Source organism: Methylobacterium sp. ap11, assembly GCF_900110515.1.
GTDB classification, from domain to species: Bacteria; Pseudomonadota; Alphaproteobacteria; order Rhizobiales; family Beijerinckiaceae; genus Methylobacterium; species Methylobacterium ajmalii.
On sequence record NZ_FOEB01000005.1, the window covers coordinates 1 to 24,114 of the forward strand.

Sequence of the window (24,114 nt, forward strand, 5' to 3'; positions counted from 1 at the left end):
AGGCGAGCGCGACGGGGAACATCCACATCGGCACCATGGCGGGGAAGTTGAACGGCGTGATGCCGGCGACCACCCCGAGGGGCTGGCGGATCGCGCTGCTGTCGACGCGGGTGCCGACGTTCTCGGTGATCTCGCCCTTGAGGAACAAGAGGGCGCCGGTGGCGAACTCGACCACCTCCATGCCGCGCTGGATCTCGCCCTTGGCGTCGGAGAGGACCTTGCCGTGCTCGGCGGTGATGACGGCGGCGAGTTCGTCGATGCGATCCTCGAGGATGCGCAGGAACTTGTTGAGGATGCGGGCGCGGCGCAGCGGCGGGGTGGCGGCCCAGGCCGGGAAGGCGGCGCGGGCGGCCGCCACGGCGGCCCCGACCTCGTCGGTGCCAGCCAGGGCGACGGTGCCCGACTGCTCGCCGGTGGCCGGGTTGAAGACCGGCGCGGTGCGGCCCGAGCGGCCGGCAACCTGGCTGCCGCCGACGAAGTGTCCGATGGTGTTCATGGTGTCTTCGATAGTCCGGATGCGAGGATGACGAGGATTTCGATGCGTTGATCCGCGCGGCATGCCTCACCCCACCCACGAACTCGTCCTGAGATGTTGGTCCATCATCGATGGACCGACATCTCAGGACGAGGTTGCGGTGTGGGAGAAGAGGCGCTCGCGGCACCGCCTCTATCGACGAGGAGGCTGTCGATGCCCGATAGGGTGGATGCTTACGCCGCCCGGCGCAGGGCCTCGCCCAGCATCGACGCCATGGTGTCGATGTGCTCCGCTTCCGCGATCAGCGGCGGCGACAGGGCGATGATGTCGCCGGTGACGCGGATGAGCAGGCCCTTCTCGAAGCAGTCGGTGAAGACGTCGTAGGCCCGCGCGCCCGGCTTGCCCGCCCGCGGCTCCAGCTCGATGCCGGCGATGAGGCCGATGGTGCGGATGTCGATCACGTTCGGGCGGTCGCGCAGGGCATGCATCGCCGCGTGCCACTGGGCCTGGACCTGGTTCGTGCGGGTGAGGAGGCCTTCCTCCTCGTAGATCTCCAGGGTGGCGAGGCCGGCCGCGCAGGCGACCGGGTGGCCCGAATAGGTGTAGCCGTGGAAGAGCTCGATCGCGCCCTCCGGCCCGTGCATCAGCGCGTCGTGGACGGCCCGGGTGGCGAAGACCGCGCCCATCGGGATCGTGCCGTTGGTGAGGCCCTTGGCGGTGGTGATGAGGTCCGGCGTCACGCCGAAATAGTCGGTGGCGAAGGGCGCGCCGAGGCGGCCGAAGCCGGTGATGACCTCGTCGAAGATCAGCAGGATGCCGTGCTTCGTCGCGATCTCGCGCAGGCGCTCCAGGTAGCCCTTCGGCGGCACCAGCACGCCGGTCGAGCCCGCCACCGGCTCGACGATGACGGCCGCGATGGTCTCGGCGCCGTGCAGGGCCACCAGCCGCTCGAGGTCGTCGGCAAGCTCCGCGCCGTGCTCGGGCTGGCCCTGCACGAAGGCGTTGCGGGACAAGTCGTGGGTGTGGCGCAGGTGGTCGACGCCGGGCAGCAGCGGGAACATCCGGCGGTTGTTGACCAGCCCCCCGACCGAGATGCCGCCGAAGCCGACGCCGTGATAGCCGCGCTCGCGCCCGATCACCCGGGTCCGGGTGCCCTGGCCGATGGCGCGCTGGTAGGCGAGCGCGATCTTGAGCGCGGTATCGACCGATTCCGAGCCCGAGCCGGTGAAGAACACCCGGTCGAGGACGCCGCCCGGGGCGATGGCGGCGAGGCGCTCGGCGAACTCGAAGGCGATCGGGTGGCCCATCTGGAACGAGGGCGCGTAGTCGAGGGTCGAGAGCTGGCGCTCGACGGCCTCGGCGATGCGGCGGCGGCCGTGGCCGGCATTGACGCACCACAGGCCGGCGGTGCCGTCGAGGACCTCGCGCCCGTCGTCGGTCGTGTAGTGCATGCCTTCGGCCGAGACGAGGAGGCGCGGGGCGGCCTTGAACTGGCGGTTGGCCGTGAACGGCATCCAGTAGGCGTCGAGGCTCGGGCGGTTGAGGCGCGGCGGATGGGCGTTCATGGCGGGGTTCTCCTGGGGCGCGGTCGCCGCAAGACAAGACCGTTCCGGCAACGGCAACAAGTCCTTTTCTGCCCTGCGCCAACCCCTTGCCCTCATGGGCCGGCGCGGTAGAGTGTTGCCCGATCCGCAACAGCCTCAACAGGGGAGACGGCGTGACCAACGACGAGGTGGGCGCGCGCCTGCGCCACGTGCGCATCCTGCACGGCCTGTCGCAGCGCGCGCTCGCCAAGCGCGCCGGGGTGGTGAACTCCACCATCTCGCTGATCGAATCGGGCCAGACCAACCCGTCGGTCGGCGCCCTCAAGCGCATCCTCGACGCGGTGCCGATCGGGCTCGCCGAGTTCTTCTCCCTGACCCCGGAGGGGACCGAGAAGGCGTTCTACGCCAGCGAGGAGCTGGTCGAGATCGGCAAAGGCCGGATCTCCTACCGCCAGGTCGGCGACAACCTGTTCGGCCGCGCCCTGCAGTTGCTCAAGGAGCGCTACGAGCCGGGCTCCGATACCGGCCGGGTGCCGCTGGTCCATGACGGCGAGGAGGGCGGCATCGTGCTCTCGGGGAGGCTCGAGGTGACGGTGGACGACGAGCGCCGGGTGCTCGGGCCGGGCGACGCCTACTACTTCTCCAGCCGCCGGCCCCACCGCTTCCGCTGCATCGGGCCGAACCCCTGCGAGGTGGTCAGCGCCTGCACGCCGCCAACCTTCTGACCGCCTTGCGGGCCCATATCGTATACAATATGCGTTCGAGTGAATCGGTGGAGTGGGAAGCATGGCCGTGACGGAACGCGTGCGCGGAGCCCGATCCGTCGCCGGGGGGCTCGGCCACCGGACGGTCTCGGCGGCGGTGGCCGAGGCGTTGCGCCAGCGCATCCTCTCGGGTGCCCTCGCGCCGGGCGTCCAGCTGCGCCAGGACGCGCTGGCGGAGGAATTCGGCATCAGCCGGATCCCGATCCGCGAGGCGCTGCTGCAGCTGGAGGCCGGCGGCCTCGTCAAGATCGTGCCGCATCGCGGCGCGGTGGTCTCGGGCCTGTCGATCGAGGAGGTCGAGGACATCTTTCAGCTTCGCGTCTCCCTCGAGCCGCAATTGCTGATCCTCTCCGCCCGCCATCTGACGCCCGACGATTTTTCGGAGTTGCGCGCCCTGCGCGACGAGTACGGCGCGGCGCTGAAGGCCGGCACGGTCGAGACCTGGGGCGAGCTGAACCGGCGCTTCCACCTCGGCCTCCTGCGCCATGCCGGCCGGCCGCGCTCGCTGTCGATCATCGCCGGCCTGCTCCAGGATTGCGACCGACCGACCCGGCTCCAGCTCTCGGTCACCGGCGACGTCGCCCGCGCCGACCTGGAGCACACCACCATCCTCGACCTGTGCGAGGCCGGCGAGATCGTGGCGGCGGCCAACCTGCTGCGGATCCATGTCGAGCATGCCGGGCGCTCCCTCATCGAGATTTATCGCCGCTCGGCCGCCGCCACGGCTTGATCCGCACGCATATTTTATACAATCTGCGAATCGAGAGCCACGGAGGGCCGGTGTCCTGTGCGTGGTGCCGTGGTCGCGCGATCCGTGCCGAATCGTGCGGCCCGACAAGCCTGGAGAGGAAACAGCCCCATGTGGACAGGCGTCATTCCCGCCGTCACCACCAAGTTCACCGCCGACGGCGAGCTCGACCACGCCGAGATGGAGCGCTGCTTCTCGCTCCAGATGCGGGCCGGCTGCGACGGCCTCATCGTCTGCGGCTCGCTTGGCGAGGGCCCGATGCTGTCGCCGGACGAACGGCTGGAGGTCCTGAAGACCGCCCGGTCGGTCGCCGGCGGCAAGCCCGTCCTGCTCACCGTCTCCGAGGCCGGCACCCGCGAGGCCTGCGCGCTCGCGGGGCGCGCCGCCAAGGCCGGTGCCTCGGGCCTGATGGTGGTGCCGAGCCCGATCTACCACACCGACGCCGACGAGACCGTCGCGACCTTGAGCGCGGTCGCCGCGGCCGGCGACCTGCCGGTGATGATCTACTCCAACCGCGTCGCCTACCGGGTCGACGTGACGGTGCCGATCATGGAGCGGCTGGCCGCGGACAAGCGCTTCGTCGCCATCAAGGAATCCTCCGACGACATCCGCCGCACCACCGAGATCATCAACCATTTCGGCGACCGCTTCGCGGTGCTGACCGGCGTCGACAACCTCGCCTTCGAGGCCCTGAGCGTCGGCGCGGTCGGCTGGGTCGCGGGCCTCGTCGTCGCCTTCCCCGACGAGACCGTGGCGATCCACCGGCTGATGAAGGCGGGGCGCCATGCGGAGGCGCTGGAGATCTACCGCTGGTTCCGCCCGCTCCTCGACCTCGACGTCTCGACCTTCCTCGTCCAGAACATCAAGCTCGCCGAGGCGCTGGCGATCGGCTCGACCGAGCATGTCCGCATGCCGCGAAAGCCCCTCTCGGGCGAGCGCCGCGCCGCCGTCGAGGCGATCGTGCGCACCGCCCTGGAGCGCCGCCCGTCGCTCAAGCTCGCCGCGTAAGGGAGCCGCCTTGCCCCGCGAGGTCGCCATCGTCGGGGCCGGCATCGTCGGCCTCGCAACCGCCCACCACCTCCAGGCCGAGGGCTGGCGGGTGCGGCTGATCGAGCGCGGCGGCATCGCCGAGGGGGCGAGCCTCGGCAATGCCGGGGCGCTCGCCTTCACGGACGTGCTGCCGCTCGCCTCGCCGGGCATCCTGCGCAAGGCGCCGCGCTGGGTGCTCGACCCCCTCGGGCCCCTGGCGCTGCCGCCCGCCTACCTGCCGCGGATCGCGCCCTGGCTCGTGCGCTTCTGGCGCGCCAGCCTGCCCGACCGGCACCGGCACGCGACGCAAGTCCAGTCCGGCCTGATGCGGCTCGCCTCCGAGGCCATGGCCGCGATGGTGGAGGCGGCCGGCCTCGCCGGGCGGTTGCGCCGCGACGGCAACCTCGAACTCTACGAGAGCGAGGCGGAGCTCGCCGCCTCCGCGCCCGGCTGGGCGGCGCGGGAGCGGGAGGGCATCGCCTTCGAGCATGTCCGCGGCGCCCGCCTCGCCGAGTTGCAGCCCGGCCTGTCGCCCCGGTTCGTCGCCGGCACCTTCACGCCCCACTGGATGACGGTCGACGATCCGCACCGTTTCGCCCTGGCGCTCCACGCCGACGTCGTGGCGAAGGGCGCCGTGCTCACGCGGGGCGAGGTGCGGGACGTCGCGCCCGCGGGCGAGGGCGTGCGCCTGACGCTGGCCGACGGCATGTCGCTCACGGTCGAGGCCTGCGTGCTCGCCGCCGGGGCCTGGTCGCGGGATCTGGCGCGCCGTCTAGGCGACCGGGTGCCGCTCGACACCGAGCGCGGCTACAACACTACGCTGCCGCCCGGCGCCTTCGACCTGCGCCGACAGCTCACCTTCGGCGGCCACGGCTTCGTGGTCACGCCGCTCGCCACCGGCATCCGGGTCGGCGGCGCCGTCGAGTTCGGGGGCCTGAATCGCCCGCCCAACTTCGCCCGCGCCGACGCGATGCTGAAGAAGGCCGCCACCTTCCTGCCGGGCCTGCGGACGGACGGGGGGCGTCGATGGATGGGCTTTCGCCCCTCGCTCCCCGACAGCCTGCCGGTGATCGGCCCGTCGCGGGCGAGCCCCCGGGTGATCTACGCCTTCGGCCACGGCCATCTCGGCCTGACGCAGAGCGCCGGGACCGGGCGGATCGTGGCCGATCTGCTGGCCGGGCGTCGGCCCGGTGTGGATGTGGCGGCGCTGCGGGCGGGGCGGTTCGGGTAAGACCTGCCCTGACCATCCCCGCTCTACGGCAGGGCTGTCCGGGGAAAAACGGCACAGGTTAGTCCCTCCCCCCTCTGCGGGGAGGGTGGCTCCTGCGTCAGCAGGGGCCGGGAGAGGGGATGCCGCCTCCGGATAAGACTGAACCGTTCTGACGGGCGCTCCCTGGATCAGCGTCGTGCCGCCCCTCTCCCGCCCGGCTCCGCCGGTCACCCTCCCCCGCAGAGGGGGAGGGGGAAACCCGCGCCCTTCATTCCCCCTGACAGCCCTGCGCGGAGGGGAAGGATTCAGGCGCCCCGCTCACGCCCCCCGCATCGCGTTCATCGTCAAGAGCTCGTAGGTCGCCGCCGTCTCGCCGGCGGCCGTCTGGATCTCCACGTCCCAGCGCACCTCGCCGTACTGCGCGTTGCGGGGCGCCTTCTCCTTGGCGGTGAGCCGCACGCGGATCGCCTCGCCGGGCTGGAGCGGCTTGAGGAAGCGCAAGCTGTCGAGCCCGTAATTGGCCAGCACCGGGCCCGGATCGGGATCGACGAACAGGCCGGCGGCGAAGGACAGGAGCAGGTAGCCGTGGGCGACGCGGCCGGGGAAGAACGGGTGGCCCTTCGTCGCCTCCTCGCTCATGTGGGCGTAGAAGGTGTCGCCGGTGAAGTGCGCGAAGTGCTCGATATCCTCGAGGGTGATGACCCGCTCGGCCGAGTGGAAGCTGCGGCCGATCTCCAGGTCCTCGAAGTGGCAGCGGAACGGGTGCTCGGGGCGGATCGCTTCCGGCGCGCCCTTGATCCAGCTGCCCGTGATCCGGCTCAGCATCGCGGGCGAGCCCTGGAGGGCGGTGCGCTGCAGGTAGTGGTGCAGCGCCCGCACGCCGCCCAGTTCCTCGCCGCCGCCGGCCCGGCCGGGGCCGCCATGCATCATGTGGGGCATCGGCGAGCCGTGGCCGGTCTGCTCCTTGGCGCAGTCGCGGTCGAGGACGACGAGGCGTCCGTGATAGGCGCCGATTCCGAAGACCAGCTCGGCGGCCGCCGCCGGATCGTGGGTGTAGAGCGAGGCGACGAGGCTGCCCTCGCCGCGATTGGCGAGCGTCGCCGCCTCGTCGAGCCCGTCATAGCCCATCACCGTGCAGACCGGGCCGAAGGCTTCCAGCGCATGGACCTGCCGGGCCCGGAGCGGGTCGGCGCAGTGCAGGAGCAGCGGCGGCAGGAAGGCGCCGGCCTCGGCATCCGCCCCCTCCACCACGAGGTGGGCGGGATCGCCGGAGACCAGCTCGGCCTCCGCCTTGAGGGCCTCGACCCGGGCGAGCACGTCGCGGCGCTGCGAAAGGCCGACCACTGGCCCCATCCGCACGCCGTCGAGGGCGGGGTCGCCGATCCGCACCGACGCCAGGCGCCGCTGCAGCGCCTCGATCACCGCCGGGACGTGGGCGCGGGGCGCCAGCGCCCGGCGGATCGCCGTGCATTTCTGCCCGGCCTTGACGGTCATCTCCTTGGCGACCTCCTTGATGTAGAGGTCGAATTCCGGGCTGCCCGGTCCGGCATCGGGGGCGAGGATCGCGGCGTTGAGCGAATCGCGCTCGGCGACGAAATGCACCGCCTCGCGGGCGATCACCGGATGGCGCTGGAGCAGCTGCGCGGTGTCCGCCGAGCCGGTGAACGACACCACGTCCTGGCCGGTCAGGTGATCGAACAGGTCGCCGGTCGGGCCGACCACGCATTGCAACGCGCCGTCGGGCAGGATGCCGGATTCGGCGATCAGCCGCACCAGGGCATGGGCGACGTAGGACGTGATCGTGGCGGGCTTCGTCACCACCGGCACGCCGGCGAGGATCGCGGGCGCGAGCTTCTCGAGGAGGCCCCAGCACGGGAAGTTGAAGGCGTTGATGTGGACGGCGCAGCCGTGGCGCGGCGTCATCACGTGGCGTCCGACGAAGCTGCCGCCCCGCGAGAGCGGCTCCACCGCCCCGTCGATCAGGAAGGTCGCGTTCGGGAGTTCCCGCCGCCCCTTCGAGGCGTAGACGAACAGGGTCCCGATGCCGCCGTCGATGTCGATCAGGTTGTCGGCGCGGGTCGCGCCGGTCTGGTGCGAGAGGGCGTAGAGCCCGTCGCGGCGCTCGTTGAGGTAGGTGGCGAGCCGCTTCAGCATCTCGGCGCGCTGGTGGAAGGTGAGGCGGCGCAGGGCAGGACCGCCGACCCGGCGGGCATGGTCCAGCACCTCGCCCATCGCGAGCCCGCCGCCCGCGACCTCGGCCACCACCGCGCCGGTCACGGCGCTGCGGATGCCGGCCCAGTCTCCCCCCGGCGCGATCCAGCGCCCCTGGACGTAGCTCTCCAGCCGCATGGCGTCCCTCCTGTTCGTTGGCGCCCATTATTGACCGACCGGCCGGTTGGTCAAGCGGGCGACGGAGGAGTCGGCGGGAGGCGTCGGCGGGAGGCGGATCTCTTCGGGAGGCAGGCCGCCGGGACGTCGCCCGGCGGCCGGCTCGTCGCTCAGCCCGCCCGCGCGGCCGCGGCCACCGCGGTCACCGCCGTCATGTTGACGATGCCGCGCACCGTGGTGGTGTGGGTGAGGATGTGGACCGGGGCGGCCGCACCCAGCAGGATCGGCCCGACGCTGATGCCCTGGCCGGCCACCACCTTGAGGGCGTTGAGGGTGATGTTGGCGGCGTCCAGGTTCGGCATCACCAGAAGGTTGGCCTCCCCGGTGAGGCGCGATTCCGGAAACACCCGCTCCATCAGCGGCCGGCTCAGCGCCGCGTCGGCCTGCATCTCGCCCTCGACCTCGAGGTCGGGCTCGCGCTCGGTGATCAGCCGCAGCGCCTCGCGCATCTTGGACGCGGAGGGGTTGCGGGCGGTGCCGAAGCTCGAATGCGAGACGAGCGCCACCCGCGGGGTCTGGCCGAAGCGGCGCATCTCGGCCGCCGCCAGCAGCGTCATGTCGGCGATCTCGTCCGAGGCCGGGTCGAGGTGGATGTAGGGGTCGCAGATGAACAGCGTGTGGCGCGGCAGCTGCAGCAGGCTCATGGCGGCGAGCGCCCGCACCTTCGGCGCCATGCCGATCACCTCGCGCACGTGGCGCAGGTGGCTGTGGTAGGAGCCGGTGCCGCCGCAGAGCAGCCCCTGGACCTTGCCGAGCTGCAGGAGCATCGCCCCGATCACGGTCGGGTTGCGCCGCGTCTCGGCGAGCGCCACCCCGCGCGACAGGCCGTGGCGCTTGCGCAGGGCGTAGTAGCCCTCGGTCGCCTCGGCCTGGAACACCTCGTCGTCGAGGTCCTGCACGTCGACGTCGCGGCCGACCTCGATGCGAAGCCCCAGCGCCTTCATCTTGTCGGCGATGACCTCGCGGCGGCCGACCAGGACCGGACGGGCGATCCCCTCGTCGACCACGACCTGGGCGGCCCGCAGCACCCGGTCGTCCTCGCCCTCGGCATAGGCGATGCGGGTGCGCCCGGCCTCGGTCGCCGCGGCGAAGACCGGCTGCATCACCGTGCCGGAGGTGTAGACGAGGCGCTCGAGCGAGCGGCGATAGGCCTCGACGTCGAGCATCGGCTTCGTGGCGACGCCGCTCTCGGTGGCGGCGAGGGCCACGGCGGGCGCCACCTTGGTGATCAGCCGCGGGTCGAACGGGCGCGGGATCAGGTAGTCGGGCCCGAAGGCGATGTCCTGGGTGCCGTAGGCCGCCGTCACCACGTCCGACTGCTCGGCCCGCGCCAATTCGGCGATCGCCCGCACGGCGGCGAGCTTCATCTCCTCGTTGATCGTCGTCGCGCCGACGTCGAGCGCGCCGCGGAAGATGAACGGGAAGCACAGGACGTTGTTGACCTGGTTCGGGTAGTCCGACCGGCCGGTGGCGATGATCGCGTCGGGGCGCACGGCCTTCGCGGCTTCCGGCCGGATCTCCGGCTCGGGGTTGGCGAGCGCCAGGATCAGGGGCTTGTCGGCCATGCCCTTGACCATCTCGGGCGTCAGCGCGCCGGCGGCGGAGAGGCCGAGGAAGATGTCGGCGCCCGGCACCGCGTCGGCGAGCGAGCGTGCCTCGGTGACCTGCGCGTACTGCGCCTTCTGAGCGTCGAGGTTGTTGCGGCCCTGGTAGATCACGCCGCGGCTGTCGGTGACCAGCACGTTCGCCTTGTCGAGGCCGAGGCTGACGAGCAGGTTGAGGCAGGCGATGGCCGCAGCACCCGCACCCGAGCAGACGACGCGCACGTCCTCGATCTTCTTTCCGACCACCTCGAGGCCGTTGAGGATCGCAGCCGCCGCGATGATCGCGGTGCCGTGCTGGTCGTCGTGGAAGACCGGGATCTTCATCCGCTCACGCAGGCGGGTCTCGATCTCGAAGCACTCGGGGGCCTTGATGTCCTCGAGGTTGATGCCGCCGAAGGTCGGCTCCAGGCTCGCAATGATGTCGACGAGCTTGTCCGGATCGGTCTCGTCGATCTCGATGTCGAACACGTCGATGCCGGCGAACTTGCGGAAGAGGCAGCCCTTGCCCTCCATCACCGGCTTGCCGGCGAGCGCGCCGATGTTGCCGAGGCCCAGCACCGCGGTGCCGTTCGAGATCACCGCCACGAGGTTGCCGCGGGAGGTGAGTTCCGCGGCCTGCGCCGGGTCCTTCTCGATGGCGAGGCAGGCGGCGGCCACGCCCGGCGAGTAGGCGAGCGCGAGGTCGCGCTGCGTGCTCATGTCCTTGGTCGGCAGCACCGCGATCTTACCCGGCGTCGGGAAGCGGTGGTAGTCGAGGGCGGCCTTCTCGAATTGCTCGTCCACGGGCGTGTCCTCCTGATGTGTCGTGCGGGATGGCGGCGTGCGCAAGCCGTCTCCCGGCCAGTGCCGTTCGAGGGCACCGATCGGGATGGCAACGCTCAAGTTTAGGGTCGTGATCCCGCCGAAGTCGGCGGGGGAATCGAAACTACAGACCTGTCAAACAGGCCGGCGTGACGCAGACGAAATTGAATTGATGCGCAGACTTTCCCTCCCCCTTCTGCGGGGGAGGGTGCCCGGCGGAGCCGGGCGGGAGAGGGGTAGCGCGACGCTGTTCCAGGGAACGCCCGTCAGAACGGTTCAGGTATTTCCGGAAGCCGCGTCCCCTCTCCCGGCTCGCTTACGCTCGCCACCCTCCCCCGCAGAGGGGGGAGGGGGAATGCTCACTGTCGTTGAGGGTATCCGGTAGCGGGCGGCACTGCCGCCGCCCCGCTCCAAAGACTGACCTCAATGCGCCTTCTTCTTCGGCATGTAGAGGTCGGTGATGGTGCCCTCGAAGGCCTCGGCCGCCATGCCGACCGTCTCCGACAGGGTCGGGTGCGGGTGGATGGTCATCCCGATATCCTCGGCATCCGCCCCCATCTCGATGGCGAGCGCAGCCTCGGCGATCAGGTCGCCGGCCGAGGGGCCGACGATGCCGCAGCCGACGATGCGGTTCGATTCCTCGTCGAACAGCACCTTGGTCAGGCCCTCGTCGCGCCCGAGCGACAGCGAGCGGCCGCTCGCCGCCCACGGGAACACGCCCTTGCCGACCTTGATGCCCTTGGCCTTGGCCTCGGTCTCGGACAGGCCGACCCAGGCCACTTCCGGATCGGTGTAGGCCACCGACGGGATCACCTTGGCGTCGAAGAACGAGTTCTTGCCGGCGGCCGCTTCCGCCGCGACCTTGCCCTCGTGCACCGCCTTGTGGGCGAGCATCGGCTGGCCGACCACGTCGCCGATGGCGAAGATGTGGGGCGCGGTCGTGCGCATCTGCTTGTCGACCGGGATGAAGCCCTGCTCGTCCACCGCGACGCCGGCGGCCTCGGCGCCGATCAGCTTGCCGTTGGGACGGCGGCCGACCGAGACCAGGATCTTGTCGAAGGTGTCGGTGGCCGGCGCCGAGCCGCCCTCGAACGTCACCTTGAGGCCCTCGGGGGTCGCCTCGACGGCGGTGACCTTGGCCTTGAGGTGGATCGCCTCGTACTGCTTCGAGATCCGCTTGAAGAGCGGGGTGACGATGTCCTTGTCGGCGCCCGGGATGATCTGGTCCATCAGCTCGACGATGGTCACCTTGGACCCGAGCGCGTGGTAGACCGTCGCCATCTCGAGGCCGATGATGCCGCCGCCGATCACCAGCAGGCGCTTGGGCACCCCGTCGAGTTCGAGCGCCCCGGTCGAGTCGATCACCCGCGGGTCGTCATGCGGGATGAACGGCATCTTGATCGGCTCGGAGCCGGCCGCGATGACCGCGTTGTCGAAGCCGATGACCGTCTTCTTGCCCTCGTGCTCGACCTCGATCTGGTGCGGGCTGACGAAGCGGGCGGTGCCGGTGACCACCGTCACCTTGCGCTGCTTGGCGAGACCCCCGAGGCCGCCGGTCAGGCGCTTGACCACGCCCTCCTTCCAACTCCGCAACTGATCGATGTCGATCTGCGGTGCGGCGAAGCTGATGCCGTGCGAGGCCATCGCCTGGCTCTCGTCGATCACCTTGGCGGCGTGGAGGAGCGCCTTCGAGGGGATGCAGCCGACGTTGAGGCAGACCCCGCCGAGGCTCGGCCAGCGCTCGACCAACACGACCTTCTTGCCGAGATCGGCGGCGCGGAACGCCGCCGTGTAGCCGCCGGGGCCGGCGCCGAGCACCAGCACCTCGGCCCGCATCTCTTCGCCGGAGACCGGGGCGGCGCCCTTCGGGGCCGGGGCCGCGGAGACACCCTGGCCGCCGGCGGTGGCGGGCGAGCCGTAGCCCGCCTGGCCCGCACCCGCCGCGAGCGGCGAACCGCCGGCGGAGGCCGCCGGGGCCGCCTTCTCGGCGACCTCGGGCTTGGCCGGCGCGGCGCCGGCAGCGACGCCCTCCAGCACCAGCAGCAGGTCGCCCTGCGTGACCGCGTCACCCGGCTTGATCTTCACCTCCTTGACCGTGCCGGCCACGGAGGAGGGGACGTCCATGGTCGCCTTGTCGGATTCCAGGACGACGATGGTGTCGTCGACCGCGATCGTGTCGCCGGCCTTGACCAGCACCTCGATCACCGGGACGTTCTTGAAGTCGCCGATATCCGGCAGACGGACTTCGTTGCTCATTTAGATCACCTCGCTACGAGTTTCGTCAGACGACGAGGCGCCGGACGTCCTCAAGGACGTGGGCGAGGTGGCGGGTGAAGCGCGCGGCCAGCGCGCCGTCGATCACGCGGTGGTCGTAGGAGACCGAGAGCGGCAGCATCAGCCGCGGCTTGAACTCGGAGCCGTTCCACACCGGCGCCATCTTGGAGCGCACGACGCCCAGGATCGCGACCTCGGGGGCGTTGACGAGCGGCGTGAAGCCGGTGCCGCCGATGCCGCCGAGCGACGAGATCGTGAAGGTGGCGCCCTGCATGTCGCCGCTGCCGAGCTTGCCGTCGCGGGCCTTCTTGGACAGCGAGCCGAGTTCCTGGCTGATCTCGACGATGCCCTTGCGGTCGGCATCCTTGACCACCGGGACGACCAGGCCGTCCGGCGTGTCGACGGCGACGCCGATGTTGTAGTACTTCTTGAGGATCAGCGCGTCCTTCTCGGGGTTCAGCGACGAGTTGAACTCCGGGTGCTGGCGAAGCGCCGAGACCGCGGCCTTGATCAGGAACGACAGCAGGGTGACGCGGTAGCCCTTGTCCTTGCCGGCGGTGTCGAGTTCCTTGCGGTAGGCGTCGGTCTCGGTGATGTCCGACTCGTCCGAATGGGTGACGAGCGGCACGTTGAGCCAGGCGCGGTGCAGGTGCGGGCCGGAGATCTTCTTGATCCGCGGCAGCGGCTTGACCTCGGTCGGGCCGAACTTCGAGAAGTCGACCGCCGGGATCTCCGGGATGCCCATGCTGCCGGTGGCGACCGCATTGCCGGCGGCCGGTGCGGGCGCGGCGGAGCGCACCAGCGAGCCCTTCACGTCCTCCTTGGTGATCCGGCCCTTCTCGCCGGAGCCCTTGATGCCGTTGAGGTCGACGCCGAGCTCGCGGGCGAGGCGCCGCACCGCGGGGCTCGCATGGACGTTCGAGAAGTCCGGGGCCGAGGAGGCGGGAGCGGCCGGGACCGGGGGAGCGGCGGGCCTGGCCGGATCCGGCTCCTGCTTGGGCATCAGGGCGGCGGTGTCGGCGGCGGGGGCCGCACCGGCGGACGGGGTCGCCGCGGCCGCGGCGGCCGGCGCCTTCTCCTCGGACTCGCCCTTCAGCAGCAGGACCGGGCTGCCCTCGCTCACCGTGTCGCCGACCTTGACCAGGATCTTCTCGATCACGCCGGCCGATGGGGAGGGGACCTCCATCGTCGCCTTGTCGGATTCGAGCGAGACGATCGGGTCCTCGGCCCCGATGGTGTCGCCCTCCTTCACCAGGATCTCGATGATCGGGATGTTCTTGAAATCACCGATATCCGGGATCTTGACCTCGATCGACACTGCGCACTCTCCCAGTTTATTCGCTTAAGATACTTTGTGCAGATGGCATTTTTGGCGCGCGAGACTGCCCGCTCCCCGACATCCGCAGGGTCGTCCGGGCGAAATCCCTCTCAGAATCAAGCGTGGGATTCCCTCTCCCGTGTGGGAGAGGGGTAGGGGTGAGGGTGCTACGGTTCCGGGTCAGGCTCAGACCGTCCCGCTGCCAGCACCGCGTTCGGTGCTTCACGCTGAAGCGTGTCACCCTCACCCCCGGCCCCTCTCCCACACGGGAGAGGGGGACCCGCGCCTTGTCCTTTCCCCGACACCCCTGGGGTGTCCGGGAGAGGTCGCCTCGCGCCTCTCGCAGGCTCAGACCGTCCAGGGGGCCGGCTTCTCCGGGTTCAGCCCGTACTTGGCGATCGCCTCGGCGACCTTGGCGGCCGGCACGGCGCCCTCCTCGGCCAGGCTCTTGAGCGCCGCGACGACGACCCAGTAGCGGTTGACCTCGAAGAACTCGCGCAGGCGCACCCGGTAATCCGAGCGGCCGAAGCCGTCGGTGCCGAGCACCTTGTAGCGGCCCGGTACGTAGGGGCGGATCTGGTCGGCGAAGAGACGCATGTAGTCGGTCGCCGCGATCACCGGGCCCTGGCGGCTCGACAGGCAGGTCTCGACGTGGGACGTCTTCTGCGTCTCGGTCGGGTGGAGCATGTTCCAGCGCTCCACCGCCATCGCCTCGCGGCGCAGTTCGGTGAAGCTCGGGCAGGACCAGATGTCGGCGGCGATGCCGAAATCCTGCTCCAGAAGCTCGGCCCCGGCGATGACCTCGCGCAGGATCGTGCCCGAGCCCATCAGCTGGACGCGGTTCGCCGCACCCGCCTTGCCTTCGCGGAACAGGTACATGCCCTTGAGGATCCCGGCCTCGGCCCCTTCGGGCATGCCGGGATGCTCGTAGTTCTCGTTCATCACCGTGATGTAGTAGAACACGTCCTCCTGCTCGGCGTACATCCGGCGCAGGCCGTCCTGCACGATCACCGCCACCTCGTACGAGAAGGTCGGGTCGTAGGAGACGCAGTTCGGGATGGTGGCCGAGATCAGGTGGCTGTGGCCGTCCTCGTGCTGCAGGCCCTCGCCGTTCAGGGTCGTGCGGCCGGCGGTGCCGCCGATCATGAAGCCGCGGGCGCGCATGTCGCCGGCGGCCCAGGCCAGGTCGCCGATGCGCTGGAACCCGAACATCGAGTAGTAGATGTAGAACGGGATCGTCGGCGCGTCGGAATGCGAGTACGAGGTCGCGGCCGCGATCCAGGACGACATCGCCCCGGCCTCGTTGATGCCCTCCTGGAGCATCTGGCCCTTCTCGTCCTCGCGGTAGTACATCAGCTGGTTGGCGTCTTCCGGCCGGTAGAGCTGGCCGACCTGGCTGAAGATGCCGAATTGCCGGAACATGCCCTCCATGCCGAAGGTCCGGCTCTCGTCGGGCACGATCGGCACGATGCGGTTGCCGATGTTCTTGTCGCGCAGGAGCGTGTTGAGCACCCGCACGAACGCCATGGTGGTGGAGATCTCGCGGCCCGCGGTCTCCTTCAGCTGGGCCGAGAAGGCGTCGAGCGGCGGCACCTGCAGCGCCTGGGACTTCGCGCGCCGGGCCGGCAGCGGACCGCCGAGCGCCTTGCGGCGCTCCATCAGGTAGGTGTGCTCCGGCGACCCCTCGGGGAAGCGGATGAACGGGATCTCGGCGATCTGCTCGTCGTTGAGGTCGATGCCGAAGCGGTCGCGGAACTGCTTGAGCACCGCCTCGCCCATCTTCTTCTGCTGATGGGTGATGTTCTGGGCCTCACCGGCCTCGCCCATGCCGTAGCCCTTGACGGTCTTGGCGAGGATGAGGGTCGGCTGGCCCTTGTGCTTCACGGCCGCGGAATAGGCCGCGAACACCTTGCTCGGGTCGTGGCCGCCGCGGGTGAGCCGCCAGATGTCGTCGTCGCTCCAGTCCTTCACCAGCGCGGCGGTCTCCGGGTACTTCCCGAAGAAGTGCTCGCGGATGTAGGCGCCGTTCTTCGACTTGAAGTCCTGGTACTCGCCGTCGACGCACTCCTCCATCAGGCGCGCCAGCATGCCGGTGGTGTCGCGGGCCAGCAGCTGGTCCCAGCCCGAGCCCCACAGCACCTTGATGACGTTCCAGCCGGCGCCGCGGAAGTTGGCCTCCAGCTCCTGGACGATCTTGCCGTTGCCGCGCACCGGGCCGTCGAGGCGCTGCAGGTTGCAGTTGATGACGAAGACCAGGTTGTCGAGCTTCTCGCGCGAGGCGAGCGAGATCGCGCCGAGGGACTCCGGCTCGTCCATCTCGCCGTCGCCCATGAAGGCCCACACCTTGCGGCCGTCGGTGTTGGCGAGGCCGCGATGGTGCAGGTAGCGCAGGTAGCGCGCCTGGTAGATCGCCATCAGGGGGCCTAAGCCCATCGAGACGGTCGGGAACTGCCAGAAGTCCGGCATCAGCCAGGGATGCGGGTAGGACGAGAGGCCCTTGCCGCCGACTTCCTGGCGGAAGCTCAGCATCTGCTCCTCGGTCAGGCGGCCTTCCAGGTAGGCGCGGGCGTAGATGCCCGGCGAGGAATGGCCCTGGACGTAGATCAGGTCGCCGCCGCGCTCCCCCTCGGCCCCGTGCCAGAAATGCATGAAGCCGGTGTCGTACAGGGTGGCCGCCGACTGGAAGCTGGCGATGTGGCCGCCCAGCTCCGACGAGTCCTTGTTGTTGCGCAGGATGATCGCGATGGCGTTCCAGCGGATCGCCGAGCGGATCCGGTGCTCGATCGCCCTGTCACCCGGATGGGGGGGCTGCTTGTCGGCCGGGATCGTGTTCAGATAGGCGGTGTTGGCCGAGTACGGGACCGGCGCGCCCTTCTTGCGGGCGCCCTCGATGACCTGCTCGATGAGGAAGTGCGCCCGGTCCGGGCCCTCGACCTCCAGCACGCCGTCGAGCGAGTCGAGCCACTCCTGGGTCTCGACCGGGTCGAGATCGCGACTGCGTTCCACGTTGTCCTCCCTAGGGTCATACTCGATCGGCGAGTCGAGCTGCCGCAGGCGTCAGCATTCTTCGTGCCACCGCCATGCTTTCGCAACTCGTCTGGCATTGCAAGGGTTTAGCTTACCTGGTGGAGAGGCGGGTTCCGATCATCCGCACCTTGCGTATTGCTGCAGTGCGGAAATCCGGAACCGCCTCCGGTCCGGCGAAATCAGGAGACCGAACGCGAGGGCCCGGTGCTCAGGTTTCCGATTTGGGGCGAGAGTCCGGCTTGGCCGGCGGCGACGCGGTCCCGCCGAAACCCTGCTGGAACATCTTGAGGAACATGGTCTGCATCTGGTCCGCGTTCTGGGGAAACACCGTGAACCAGCTGCGCATGATCGCGTCGGGCGAGAAGCGGTCCATCTCGGCCATCATGCGCCGTTCGACCTCGGCCATCACCGCCGCCTGCAGCGGCTCGACGTTGGGAAGACCAACGAACTGGCGGGCCTCGACCGGGGTGCAATCGACCTCGACGCGGAACTTCATTGTTGTCTTTCCTCTCGGTCCCCGATCGAAGCTTAGAGCACCTTTTGCTGCGGCTGGGAACCGGGCGAGGCGAAAAAAATGCCTTGAAATCAAGGGCCTAGTCTAGCACGCAGCATCGCTGCCGCGTCTCGCGCGGCCGACAGCCTCCTACGACGAAGGTCGTATGCGCCCCCTCGGCCATTCCGGCGGCCTTGTAAAGCCACATTGTTACGTGCCGATGATTCTGTCACCGGTCCCGCTTGCCGCGATCCCGCTCGTCCCGGCCTCCGTCCCGGTCTCGCTGCGGCCCGCCTCGCTCGCCCAGGGCGCCGCGGCGAGCCGGCGCTCGAGGAACGTCACCAGGGCGGTGACGCGGGCCGGGCGGGCCGCGCCCGGCGGCATCAGGAGGTTGAGCCCGACCGGCGGCGGCGACCAGTCCGGCATCACCCGTTCGAGCCGCCCGGCGCGCAGGTCGTCCCAGACCAGGAAGTCCGGCTGCACCGCGAGCCCCAGCCCGGCGCGCAAGGCCGGTGTGAGCGCATCGGCGTTGTTCGCCCGCAGCCGCCCGGCGGGCGTCACCGTCGCCTCGGTGCCGGCCGCGTCGCGGAAGTGCCAGCGCTCCGGGTTCGGCAGGTAGGCGTAGCCGAGGCAGGCATGGCCGGCGAGGTCGCGCGGATGCGCCGGCCGCCCGGCCCGGTCGAGATAGGCGGGCGCCGCCACCAGCGAGCGGCCGACGGCGCAGAGGCGGCGCAGGCGCAGGCTCGAATCGGCGAGCGCCGCGATGCGCAGCCCGAGGTCGAAGCCGTCGCCGACGAGGTCGACCTGCGCGTCGCTCAGGTGCAGGTCGACCGCGACCTCCGGATGCGCGGCGAGGAAGTCGGGCAGGAGCGGCGCGACGTGGGCGAGGCCGAACGACATCGGGGCCGCCATCCGCACCAGGCCGCGGGGCGAGGCGGACTGCGCCATCGCCTCGGCCTCCGCCGACTCGCCGGCCGCCAGGATGCGGGCGGCGCCGTCGAGGGCGAGGCGCCCGGCCTCGGTGAGGGCGAGCCGCCGCGACGTGCGGTGCAGGAGGGCGGCGCCGAGGCGGCGCTCGAGCCGGCTCACCGCCTTCGACACCGTGGCCTTGGACAGGCCGAGCTCGGCGGCGGCGCGGGAGAACGAGGCGGTCTGCGCCACACGGGCGAAGATCGCCCAGGCCTCGAAATCGGGCAGCGGCATGGGCGCGTCCGGAAACGATGGGTTTCGACTGTTTCTATTTTGGGCCTCGAAGGCAAGTCCTAGATTGTCGTCATCGCAAGGCGGCCCGGCTTATCCGTCCCGCCGCCGCCCCGGGAGCTCTCGGCCATGACCACCACCCACGCCTCCGCCGGCCTGCATCACGTCACCGCCATCTCGGGCCCGGCGCGCCGCAACCTCGATTTCTACACCCGGATCCTCGGGCTGCGCCTCGTGAAGAAGACCGTCAACTTCGACGATCCGGGCACCTACCACCTCTATTACGGCGACGCGGACGGCGCGCCCGGCACGATCCTGACCTTCTTCCCCTGGGAGCACGTCGCCCCGGGCCGGGTCGGGGTCGGGCAGACCGAGGAGACGGCGTTCCGGGTGCCGGAGGGGTCGATCGGCTACTGGACCCACCGGCTGGTGGCGGCCGGCATCGCCTTCGAGGCGCCCGCCAGGGTCTTCGGCGAGACGGTGCTGCCGTTCCGCGATCCCGACGGGATGCGGCTGGCGCTCGTCGGCGTGGCGGGGGCGCAGGCCGAGCCGGCCTGGACCGGGTCGGACGTGCCGGCCGAGCACGCGGTGCGGGGCTTCCACGGCGTGACCCTGATGCTGCGCCAGGCGGCCCCCACCGCCCGGGTGCTGACCGAGGTGTTCGGCTGGGCCGAGACCGGGCGGGAGGGCGCGCTCGTCCGCTACGCCGGCGCGGCCGGGCTCGGCGCCCACGTCACCCTGCGGGAGGTCGGCGACTTCCTGCCCGGGCGCTCGGGCGGCGGCTCGGTGCATCACATCGCCTTCCGGGCCGCCGACGACGCGGGCCAGGCCGAGATGGCGGAGCGGGCCGGGGCGCTCGGACTGCAGGTGACCGAGCAGCGCGACCGCAACTACTTCCGCTCGGTCTACTTCCGCGAGCCCGGCGGCGTGCTGTTCGAGATCGCCACCGACGCGCCGGGCTTTGCCGCCGACGAGCCGGCGGAGGCCTTGGGCGAGGCCCTGAAGCTGCCGGGCTTCCTCGAGCCTCACCGGGCCGAGATCGAGCGGGTGCTGCCGGCCCTGGCGTGAGGGGAAGACGGTCCGGGTCCGCGGACCCGGACCGTCTTCCGCGCGCCCGGACCGCCTTCCGCGGGCGCGAGGCGGCGCGACGGTAACCAATCGGTAAGCAAGCATGGTTACCCAAATCTTCCTGGATTTCTGGGAAGCTCGGGTCATGGTGGATCAGAACGACGTCGCCGGCGCGCCGGCCCCGGCGATGCCCTCGGCGAAGCGCGGTGTCGCGGCCCTGGCCGGGTGGCGCAAGATGAAGACGACGACGGTGGCCGCGCTGCTCTGCGCCGGCTGCGTCGGTGCCCTGTCGGGCGGCGCCACGGTGGCGCTGATGAATGCCGCCCAGGGCGGCGACGCGGGCATCCCGCAGGCCGAGTGGACGCGGCTGAGCGCCCGGGTCGAGGCCGGCGGCACCGAGAGCGCGCGGCTCGCCACCGACCTGTCGCTCCTGCGCGACCGCACGCTGCAGGCCCACGAGGCAGCCGACAAGGGCCGGGCCGAGGCCGGAGCCCGCCTCGGGCAGATTTCCGAGCGCATCGAGCGGATGCAGCGCCAGGAGGGCGACGTCGCCGGCAAGGTCGCGGCGCTGACCGAGCGCCTGTCGGCGATGGCCGAGCGCCAGGAGCACGCCGACCGCGAGCAGGCCGCCCGCCTCGCGGCGGTGATGGACAGGCTGGAGAAGGCGGACAAGCGCCCGGTTCCGGTCGCCGCGGTTCCGGCTCCGGCGGCCCAGAGTCCCGTGGCCCAGATTCCCGTGGCTCAGGCTCCGGCGGCCCACGCGCCGATGGCGGCCGCGGTCAAGCCCGTCGCGGCGGCGGAGCCGGCCCTGACCGGCAGCCTTCCCGACAAGCCGGCCGACAAGGGCAAACCGCCGGCCATCGAGGGCTGGGTGCTGCGCGACGTCTATGACGGGATGGCGATGATCGAGAACCGCAACCGGCGTCTCGTCGAGGTCGGGCCGGGCGATACGCTGCCGGGCGCGGGCCGGATCGAGGCGATCGAGCGGCGCGGCCGAACCTGGGTCGTGGTGACCACCAAGGGGTTGATCACGCCGCAGACCTGGTGAGCGCGGGGCGGAACGCTTGGCCGCGCTCGCGCGGTCAGGCGTGCTGCAAGGTCTGCCCGGCGGGTACACCCTGCGCTGGGGCCTGGACAGGCAGGAAGCCGATCGCCGCACGGCGACGACCGCGGGCCTTCGCCTCGCTCTGAGCGGACTTGCTCGGATGGAGAAGCTCGGCGAGGCGGGCAAGGCTCTCGGCGTCGTCGAGGTTCCGTGACTCGAAATCAGGCATGGGGGTCCCCCGGGCGCACGGCCCGCGGCTGTCTGGGAAGACGCATACTCGGGTTAGAGAACCGATAACGACTAAGAAATGCCATAGTTCCGCACACCGGACCGCCGCGCAAGAAAAAGTTCACGAATGCCGATCAAGCTCGCGTTCCGCCATGCGCGTCAGTGAAGTGGGGCTTAGCGCAGGGGTTGCAGGTCGGGTGTGTGCCAGCGCACGCCCGTTATTGTGCGCTGCAAGATGACCGCGTGAGCAGGGCGCCGGACCAGGTCTTGGCAAAGCTTGGCCGATCGATCATTCGATCAGACGGCGCGCGGTAGGGGATGACGCCGGCGTGGCATGACCCCGCAAGATCAAGGTTTGTAACCAAGGCTTGCAAGGGCCAAATCCCGCAGGGGAAAGCTTCGCAAGGCCGGGTGACATCCTCATCGGGTCCGCCTCCCAACCCGCAGGCGAGTCGTCCGGTTCCCGCCATCGCCGCAAACGGGGCGGCTTTCGGTACGGCTGGCGCCGGGCCCTGTAAGGCGCTCGCAGGATCATCGGAGGCCCCGCCCTCGGGGGCATGGCCGGATCAGCTTCGCGATTCGCTCGCCGCGAGGGCGGATTGCGCCATGCGGATCAACTCCCGCGCGGTAAGCGCGCGGTGCTCGGCGTTGGTCGACTGCTGCGCCGCCTCGCGCAGCAAGGCAGCACGCTGCGCACGCCAAGCGAGCCCTGCGCGCCAAGCCTCTCCCAGACCCTTCATGACGGAATCCCCCGACCGCACAGCAACGCTAACAAGTGTCGCGTCGAGGATAAAGTCTTGACAGGGGGATTGTTGGCCCGACGGGATTCGCACACTGCCTGGTCGGATGACCCAAGCGCCTGATGCGTCCACGTTATTGGGCTGAGACAGGGCATCGGAAAATTTCGGAATCATATCCTATGTTATGTTCTTCAACGACTGATTCGCCGGATCAGCGCGTATCCTCGCGCAGCAGTTCGGTATTGATCGCGAAGGCCGCCATCGCGCCTTCTGCGGCAGCCACGATGGCGAGCTGGACTCGGCGCGAGGCATCGCCCGCCACGTAGAGCCCCGGCACGTTCGTCTCTTCGTACTCGCCGGTCCGCACCGTGCCCTTGCCCGACAGATCGCAGCCGAGGCGCGCGACGAGCCGGGACGGGATGCACGGCCCGGTGACGAAGAACAGGGCGCCGAGATCGAGGGCCTGCCCGTCGCGCAGGCGAATCCGGGCGAACCGTCCGTCCTCGCCCTCGAGCCGGGCGATCCCGCGCTCCTCGATCCGCACACCGTGGCGGACCAGGCGCTCCCGCCCCGGCGCGTCGAGGCCGCAGGGCCCATCGGTGCAGAGCGTCAGGTCGCGGCTCCAGGCGGTGAGCTCGAGGGCGAGCCCCTTCCCGGTCTCGCCCGGGCCGTAGACGGCGAGCGGCCGGTCGCGGTTCTCGTAGCCGTCGCAATAGGGGCAGTGGTGGACGCCGTGGCCCCAGAACTCCGAGAACCCCTCGATCGGCGGCAGGTCGGTGCGCAGGCCGGTGGCGAGGATCATCCGGCGGGCCTTGGCGCGGCGCTGGTCGTCCATCACGATCTGGAAGCCGTCCGGCGCCTGCACGGCGTCGGCGACGCGCCCGTCCCAGATCTCCACCGTATCGTAGGCGGCGAGTTCCCGGCGTCCCTCGTCGCGCAGGTCGCCGGGCGGGCGGCCGTCGCGGCCGAGGAAGCCGTGCATGTGCGGCGTCACCGCGTTGCGCGGGTGGCCGGCATCGATCAGCAGCACCCGGCGCCGGCAGCGCCCGAGGATGAGGGCGGCCGACAGGCCCGCCGGCCCGCCGCCCACGATGATCACATCCCGGATCACGTCCCGCATGTCGCCGTCCCGCGCGCCGTCACTCGGGGTTAGACGTTTCGACGGCTTGCCGGGTTTCGCCGCACCGCCCACGAAAAAGGGCGCTCGCGCGCCCTTCCTCGTCCGCCTGTCCGCCGTGGGATCAGGCCGCGGCGGTGTTGGTGGCGATGCCCTTCTCGGTCAGCATCTGCTGCAGCTCGCCGGACTGGAACATCTCGCGGGTGATGTCGCAGCCGCCGACGAACTCGCCCTTGACGTAGACCTGCGGGATGGTCGGCCACTGCGAGAAGGCCTTGATGCCCTCGCGGATCTCCATGTCCTCGAGCACGTTCACGCCCTTGAACGGCACGCCGAGGTAGTTGAGGATCTGGGCCACCTGGCCCGAGAAGCCGCACATCGGGAATTGCGGCGTGCCCTTCATGAACACCACCACGTCCTGGGACTTGATCTCGGTCTCGATGCGGCTGCTGACGTCGGTCATGGCTCTACCCCTGTGTGGGCTCTAGCTAGTGATGGTCGTTCGGGTTTTGCAAGATGGAGGCGAGGCGCAGGAGCGCCCCGTCGAGGGTGAAATCCTCGGCCACCAGTTCCTCGGGCGTGAACGGGCTCCGGTCCGGCAGCCCGGTCGCCAGCTCGTCGCCCCAGACCGCCAGTTCGGCCGCGGCCACCGCCTTCGAGTCGCGCCAGAGGCCGTCCCAGTCGATCCGCTGCCGCATCGATCGCGTGTAGCGGCGCCTCGCCGTCGCGTGGAACGCGATGATCTCGGCCCGCCACGAACGCACCGATTGGGCCCTCGGGGCCGACAGGTATTTCAGGACGTGGACCAGCATCGCCTGCAGGGTGCCCTCGAGGGTCCTGATCTGCGACCGCCCCACGTCCTCGACCTCCTCGATGATGTTCTCCCAGTCGAGGGTGTTCGAGAGGTCCGGCCGCGCCCCGAGGGCGCGGAGAGCCGCCGCCTGCTGCTCCGCCCAGGCGACGACGTCCTCGTCGTAGAGGCTCGGCCGATCCGTGCGGATCTCGTCCATGCGGCAGCCCTCCGGGGGAATCGATCCTTGG

General features: G+C 70.5%; 20 protein-coding genes. 7 read left to right on the forward strand and 13 right to left on the reverse strand.

Features of this window, described 5'->3' with window-relative positions; genetic code table 11:
• Positions 1–496: aldehyde dehydrogenase family protein (locus tag BMX97_RS08410; RefSeq protein WP_143074581.1), on the reverse strand; the 496-nt coding region annotated here is incomplete at its 3' end.
• A 212-nt stretch (positions 497–708) separates the two neighbouring features.
• On the reverse strand, positions 709–2,040 hold the full coding sequence (locus tag BMX97_RS08415; protein ID WP_091748020.1) for an omega-aminotransferase AptA: 1,332 nt from the start codon (positions 2,038–2,040) through the stop codon (positions 709–711).
• Positions 2,041–2,192: 152 nt separating this feature from the next.
• Here BMX97_RS08415 and BMX97_RS08420 point away from each other — a divergent pair, with 152 nt between their 5' ends.
• The 4 genes from BMX97_RS08420 (at position 2,193) to BMX97_RS08435 (ending at position 5,791) form a co-directional block, all read left to right on the forward strand.
• Complete coding sequence (locus BMX97_RS08420; protein WP_091748024.1) at positions 2,193–2,744, forward strand: cupin domain-containing protein; 552 nt, start codon at positions 2,193–2,195, stop codon at positions 2,742–2,744.
• A gap of 61 nt (positions 2,745–2,805) precedes the next feature.
• Positions 2,806–3,513, forward strand: coding sequence for a GntR family transcriptional regulator (locus BMX97_RS08425; protein ID WP_091748027.1), 708 nt, complete (start codon positions 2,806–2,808; stop codon positions 3,511–3,513).
• Between the two features lie 129 nt (positions 3,514–3,642).
• The gene (locus BMX97_RS08430; protein WP_091748030.1) at positions 3,643–4,539 is read left to right on the forward strand and encodes a dihydrodipicolinate synthase family protein; all 897 of its coding nucleotides are present in this window, start codon (positions 3,643–3,645) and stop codon (positions 4,537–4,539) included.
• Positions 4,540–4,549: 10 nt separating this feature from the next.
• Positions 4,550–5,791 carry an NAD(P)/FAD-dependent oxidoreductase gene (locus BMX97_RS08435; RefSeq protein ID WP_244538341.1) on the forward strand — a complete coding sequence of 414 codons (1,242 nt, stop codon included), beginning with the start codon at positions 4,550–4,552 and terminating at the stop codon, positions 5,789–5,791.
• A gap of 297 nt (positions 5,792–6,088) precedes the next feature.
• Here the strand turns inward: BMX97_RS08435 and paaZ are convergent, their stop codons facing one another.
• The 7 genes from paaZ to BMX97_RS08470 form a co-directional block, all read right to left on the reverse strand.
• Positions 6,089–8,119 (reverse strand): phenylacetic acid degradation bifunctional protein PaaZ, encoded by a 2,031-nt coding sequence (gene paaZ, locus BMX97_RS08440; RefSeq protein ID WP_091748037.1) that lies wholly within the window; start codon positions 8,117–8,119, stop codon positions 6,089–6,091.
• Positions 8,120–8,268: 149 nt separating this feature from the next.
• The gene (locus tag BMX97_RS08445) at positions 8,269–10,545 is read right to left on the reverse strand and encodes an NADP-dependent malic enzyme (protein ID WP_091748040.1); all 2,277 of its coding nucleotides are present in this window, start codon (positions 10,543–10,545) and stop codon (positions 8,269–8,271) included.
• Between the two features lie 441 nt (positions 10,546–10,986).
• Positions 10,987–12,819, reverse strand: coding sequence for a dihydrolipoyl dehydrogenase (lpdA, locus tag BMX97_RS08450; protein WP_091748043.1), 1,833 nt, complete (start codon positions 12,817–12,819; stop codon positions 10,987–10,989).
• Positions 12,820–12,844: 25 nt separating this feature from the next.
• Positions 12,845–14,155 (reverse strand): dihydrolipoyllysine-residue acetyltransferase, encoded by a 1,311-nt coding sequence (gene aceF / locus BMX97_RS08455; RefSeq protein WP_091748046.1) that lies wholly within the window; start codon positions 14,153–14,155, stop codon positions 12,845–12,847.
• 348 nt (positions 14,156–14,503) lie between these two features.
• A complete protein-coding gene (aceE, locus tag BMX97_RS08460; RefSeq protein ID WP_091748049.1) occupies positions 14,504–17,161 on the reverse strand; it encodes a pyruvate dehydrogenase (acetyl-transferring), homodimeric type in 2,658 nt (885 codons plus the stop codon).
• 229 nt (positions 17,162–17,390) lie between these two features.
• Positions 17,391–17,678 carry a DUF6489 family protein gene (locus BMX97_RS08465; protein WP_091748052.1) on the reverse strand — a complete coding sequence of 96 codons (288 nt, stop codon included), beginning with the start codon at positions 17,676–17,678 and terminating at the stop codon, positions 17,391–17,393.
• Positions 17,679–17,885: 207 nt separating this feature from the next.
• On the reverse strand, positions 17,886–18,878 hold the full coding sequence (locus tag BMX97_RS08470) for a LysR family transcriptional regulator (protein WP_091748055.1): 993 nt from the start codon (positions 18,876–18,878) through the stop codon (positions 17,886–17,888).
• A gap of 126 nt (positions 18,879–19,004) precedes the next feature.
• Here BMX97_RS08470 and BMX97_RS08475 point away from each other — a divergent pair, with 126 nt between their 5' ends.
• From BMX97_RS08475 to BMX97_RS32740, 3 genes are all read left to right on the forward strand, one after another.
• A complete protein-coding gene (locus BMX97_RS08475) occupies positions 19,005–19,943 on the forward strand; it encodes a ring-cleaving dioxygenase (protein WP_091748058.1) in 939 nt (312 codons plus the stop codon).
• A 145-nt stretch (positions 19,944–20,088) separates the two neighbouring features.
• On the forward strand, positions 20,089–20,991 hold the full coding sequence (locus tag BMX97_RS08480; protein WP_091748061.1) for a hypothetical protein: 903 nt from the start codon (positions 20,089–20,091) through the stop codon (positions 20,989–20,991).
• Positions 20,992–21,007: 16 nt separating this feature from the next.
• Positions 21,008–21,202, forward strand: coding sequence for a hypothetical protein (locus BMX97_RS32740; protein ID WP_177202160.1), 195 nt, complete (start codon positions 21,008–21,010; stop codon positions 21,200–21,202).
• Between the two features lie 580 nt (positions 21,203–21,782).
• On the opposite strand, the gene BMX97_RS32745 is transcribed toward BMX97_RS32740, so the two are convergent.
• From BMX97_RS32745 to BMX97_RS08500, 4 genes are all read right to left on the reverse strand, one after another.
• Positions 21,783–21,956: a hypothetical protein gene (locus BMX97_RS32745; protein WP_177202161.1), complete on the reverse strand. Its 174-nt coding sequence runs from the start codon at positions 21,954–21,956 to the stop codon at positions 21,783–21,785.
• A gap of 211 nt (positions 21,957–22,167) precedes the next feature.
• The gene (locus BMX97_RS08490; RefSeq protein ID WP_244538342.1) at positions 22,168–23,076 is read right to left on the reverse strand and encodes an NAD(P)/FAD-dependent oxidoreductase; all 909 of its coding nucleotides are present in this window, start codon (positions 23,074–23,076) and stop codon (positions 22,168–22,170) included.
• A 121-nt stretch (positions 23,077–23,197) separates the two neighbouring features.
• Entirely contained in the window at positions 23,198–23,536 is a 339-nt protein-coding gene (gene grxD / locus BMX97_RS08495; RefSeq protein WP_091748067.1) for a Grx4 family monothiol glutaredoxin, read from the reverse strand.
• 25 nt (positions 23,537–23,561) lie between these two features.
• A complete protein-coding gene (locus tag BMX97_RS08500) occupies positions 23,562–24,083 on the reverse strand; it encodes a DUF29 domain-containing protein (protein ID WP_091748070.1) in 522 nt (173 codons plus the stop codon).
• Between the last annotated feature and the right edge of the window lie 31 nt (positions 24,084–24,114).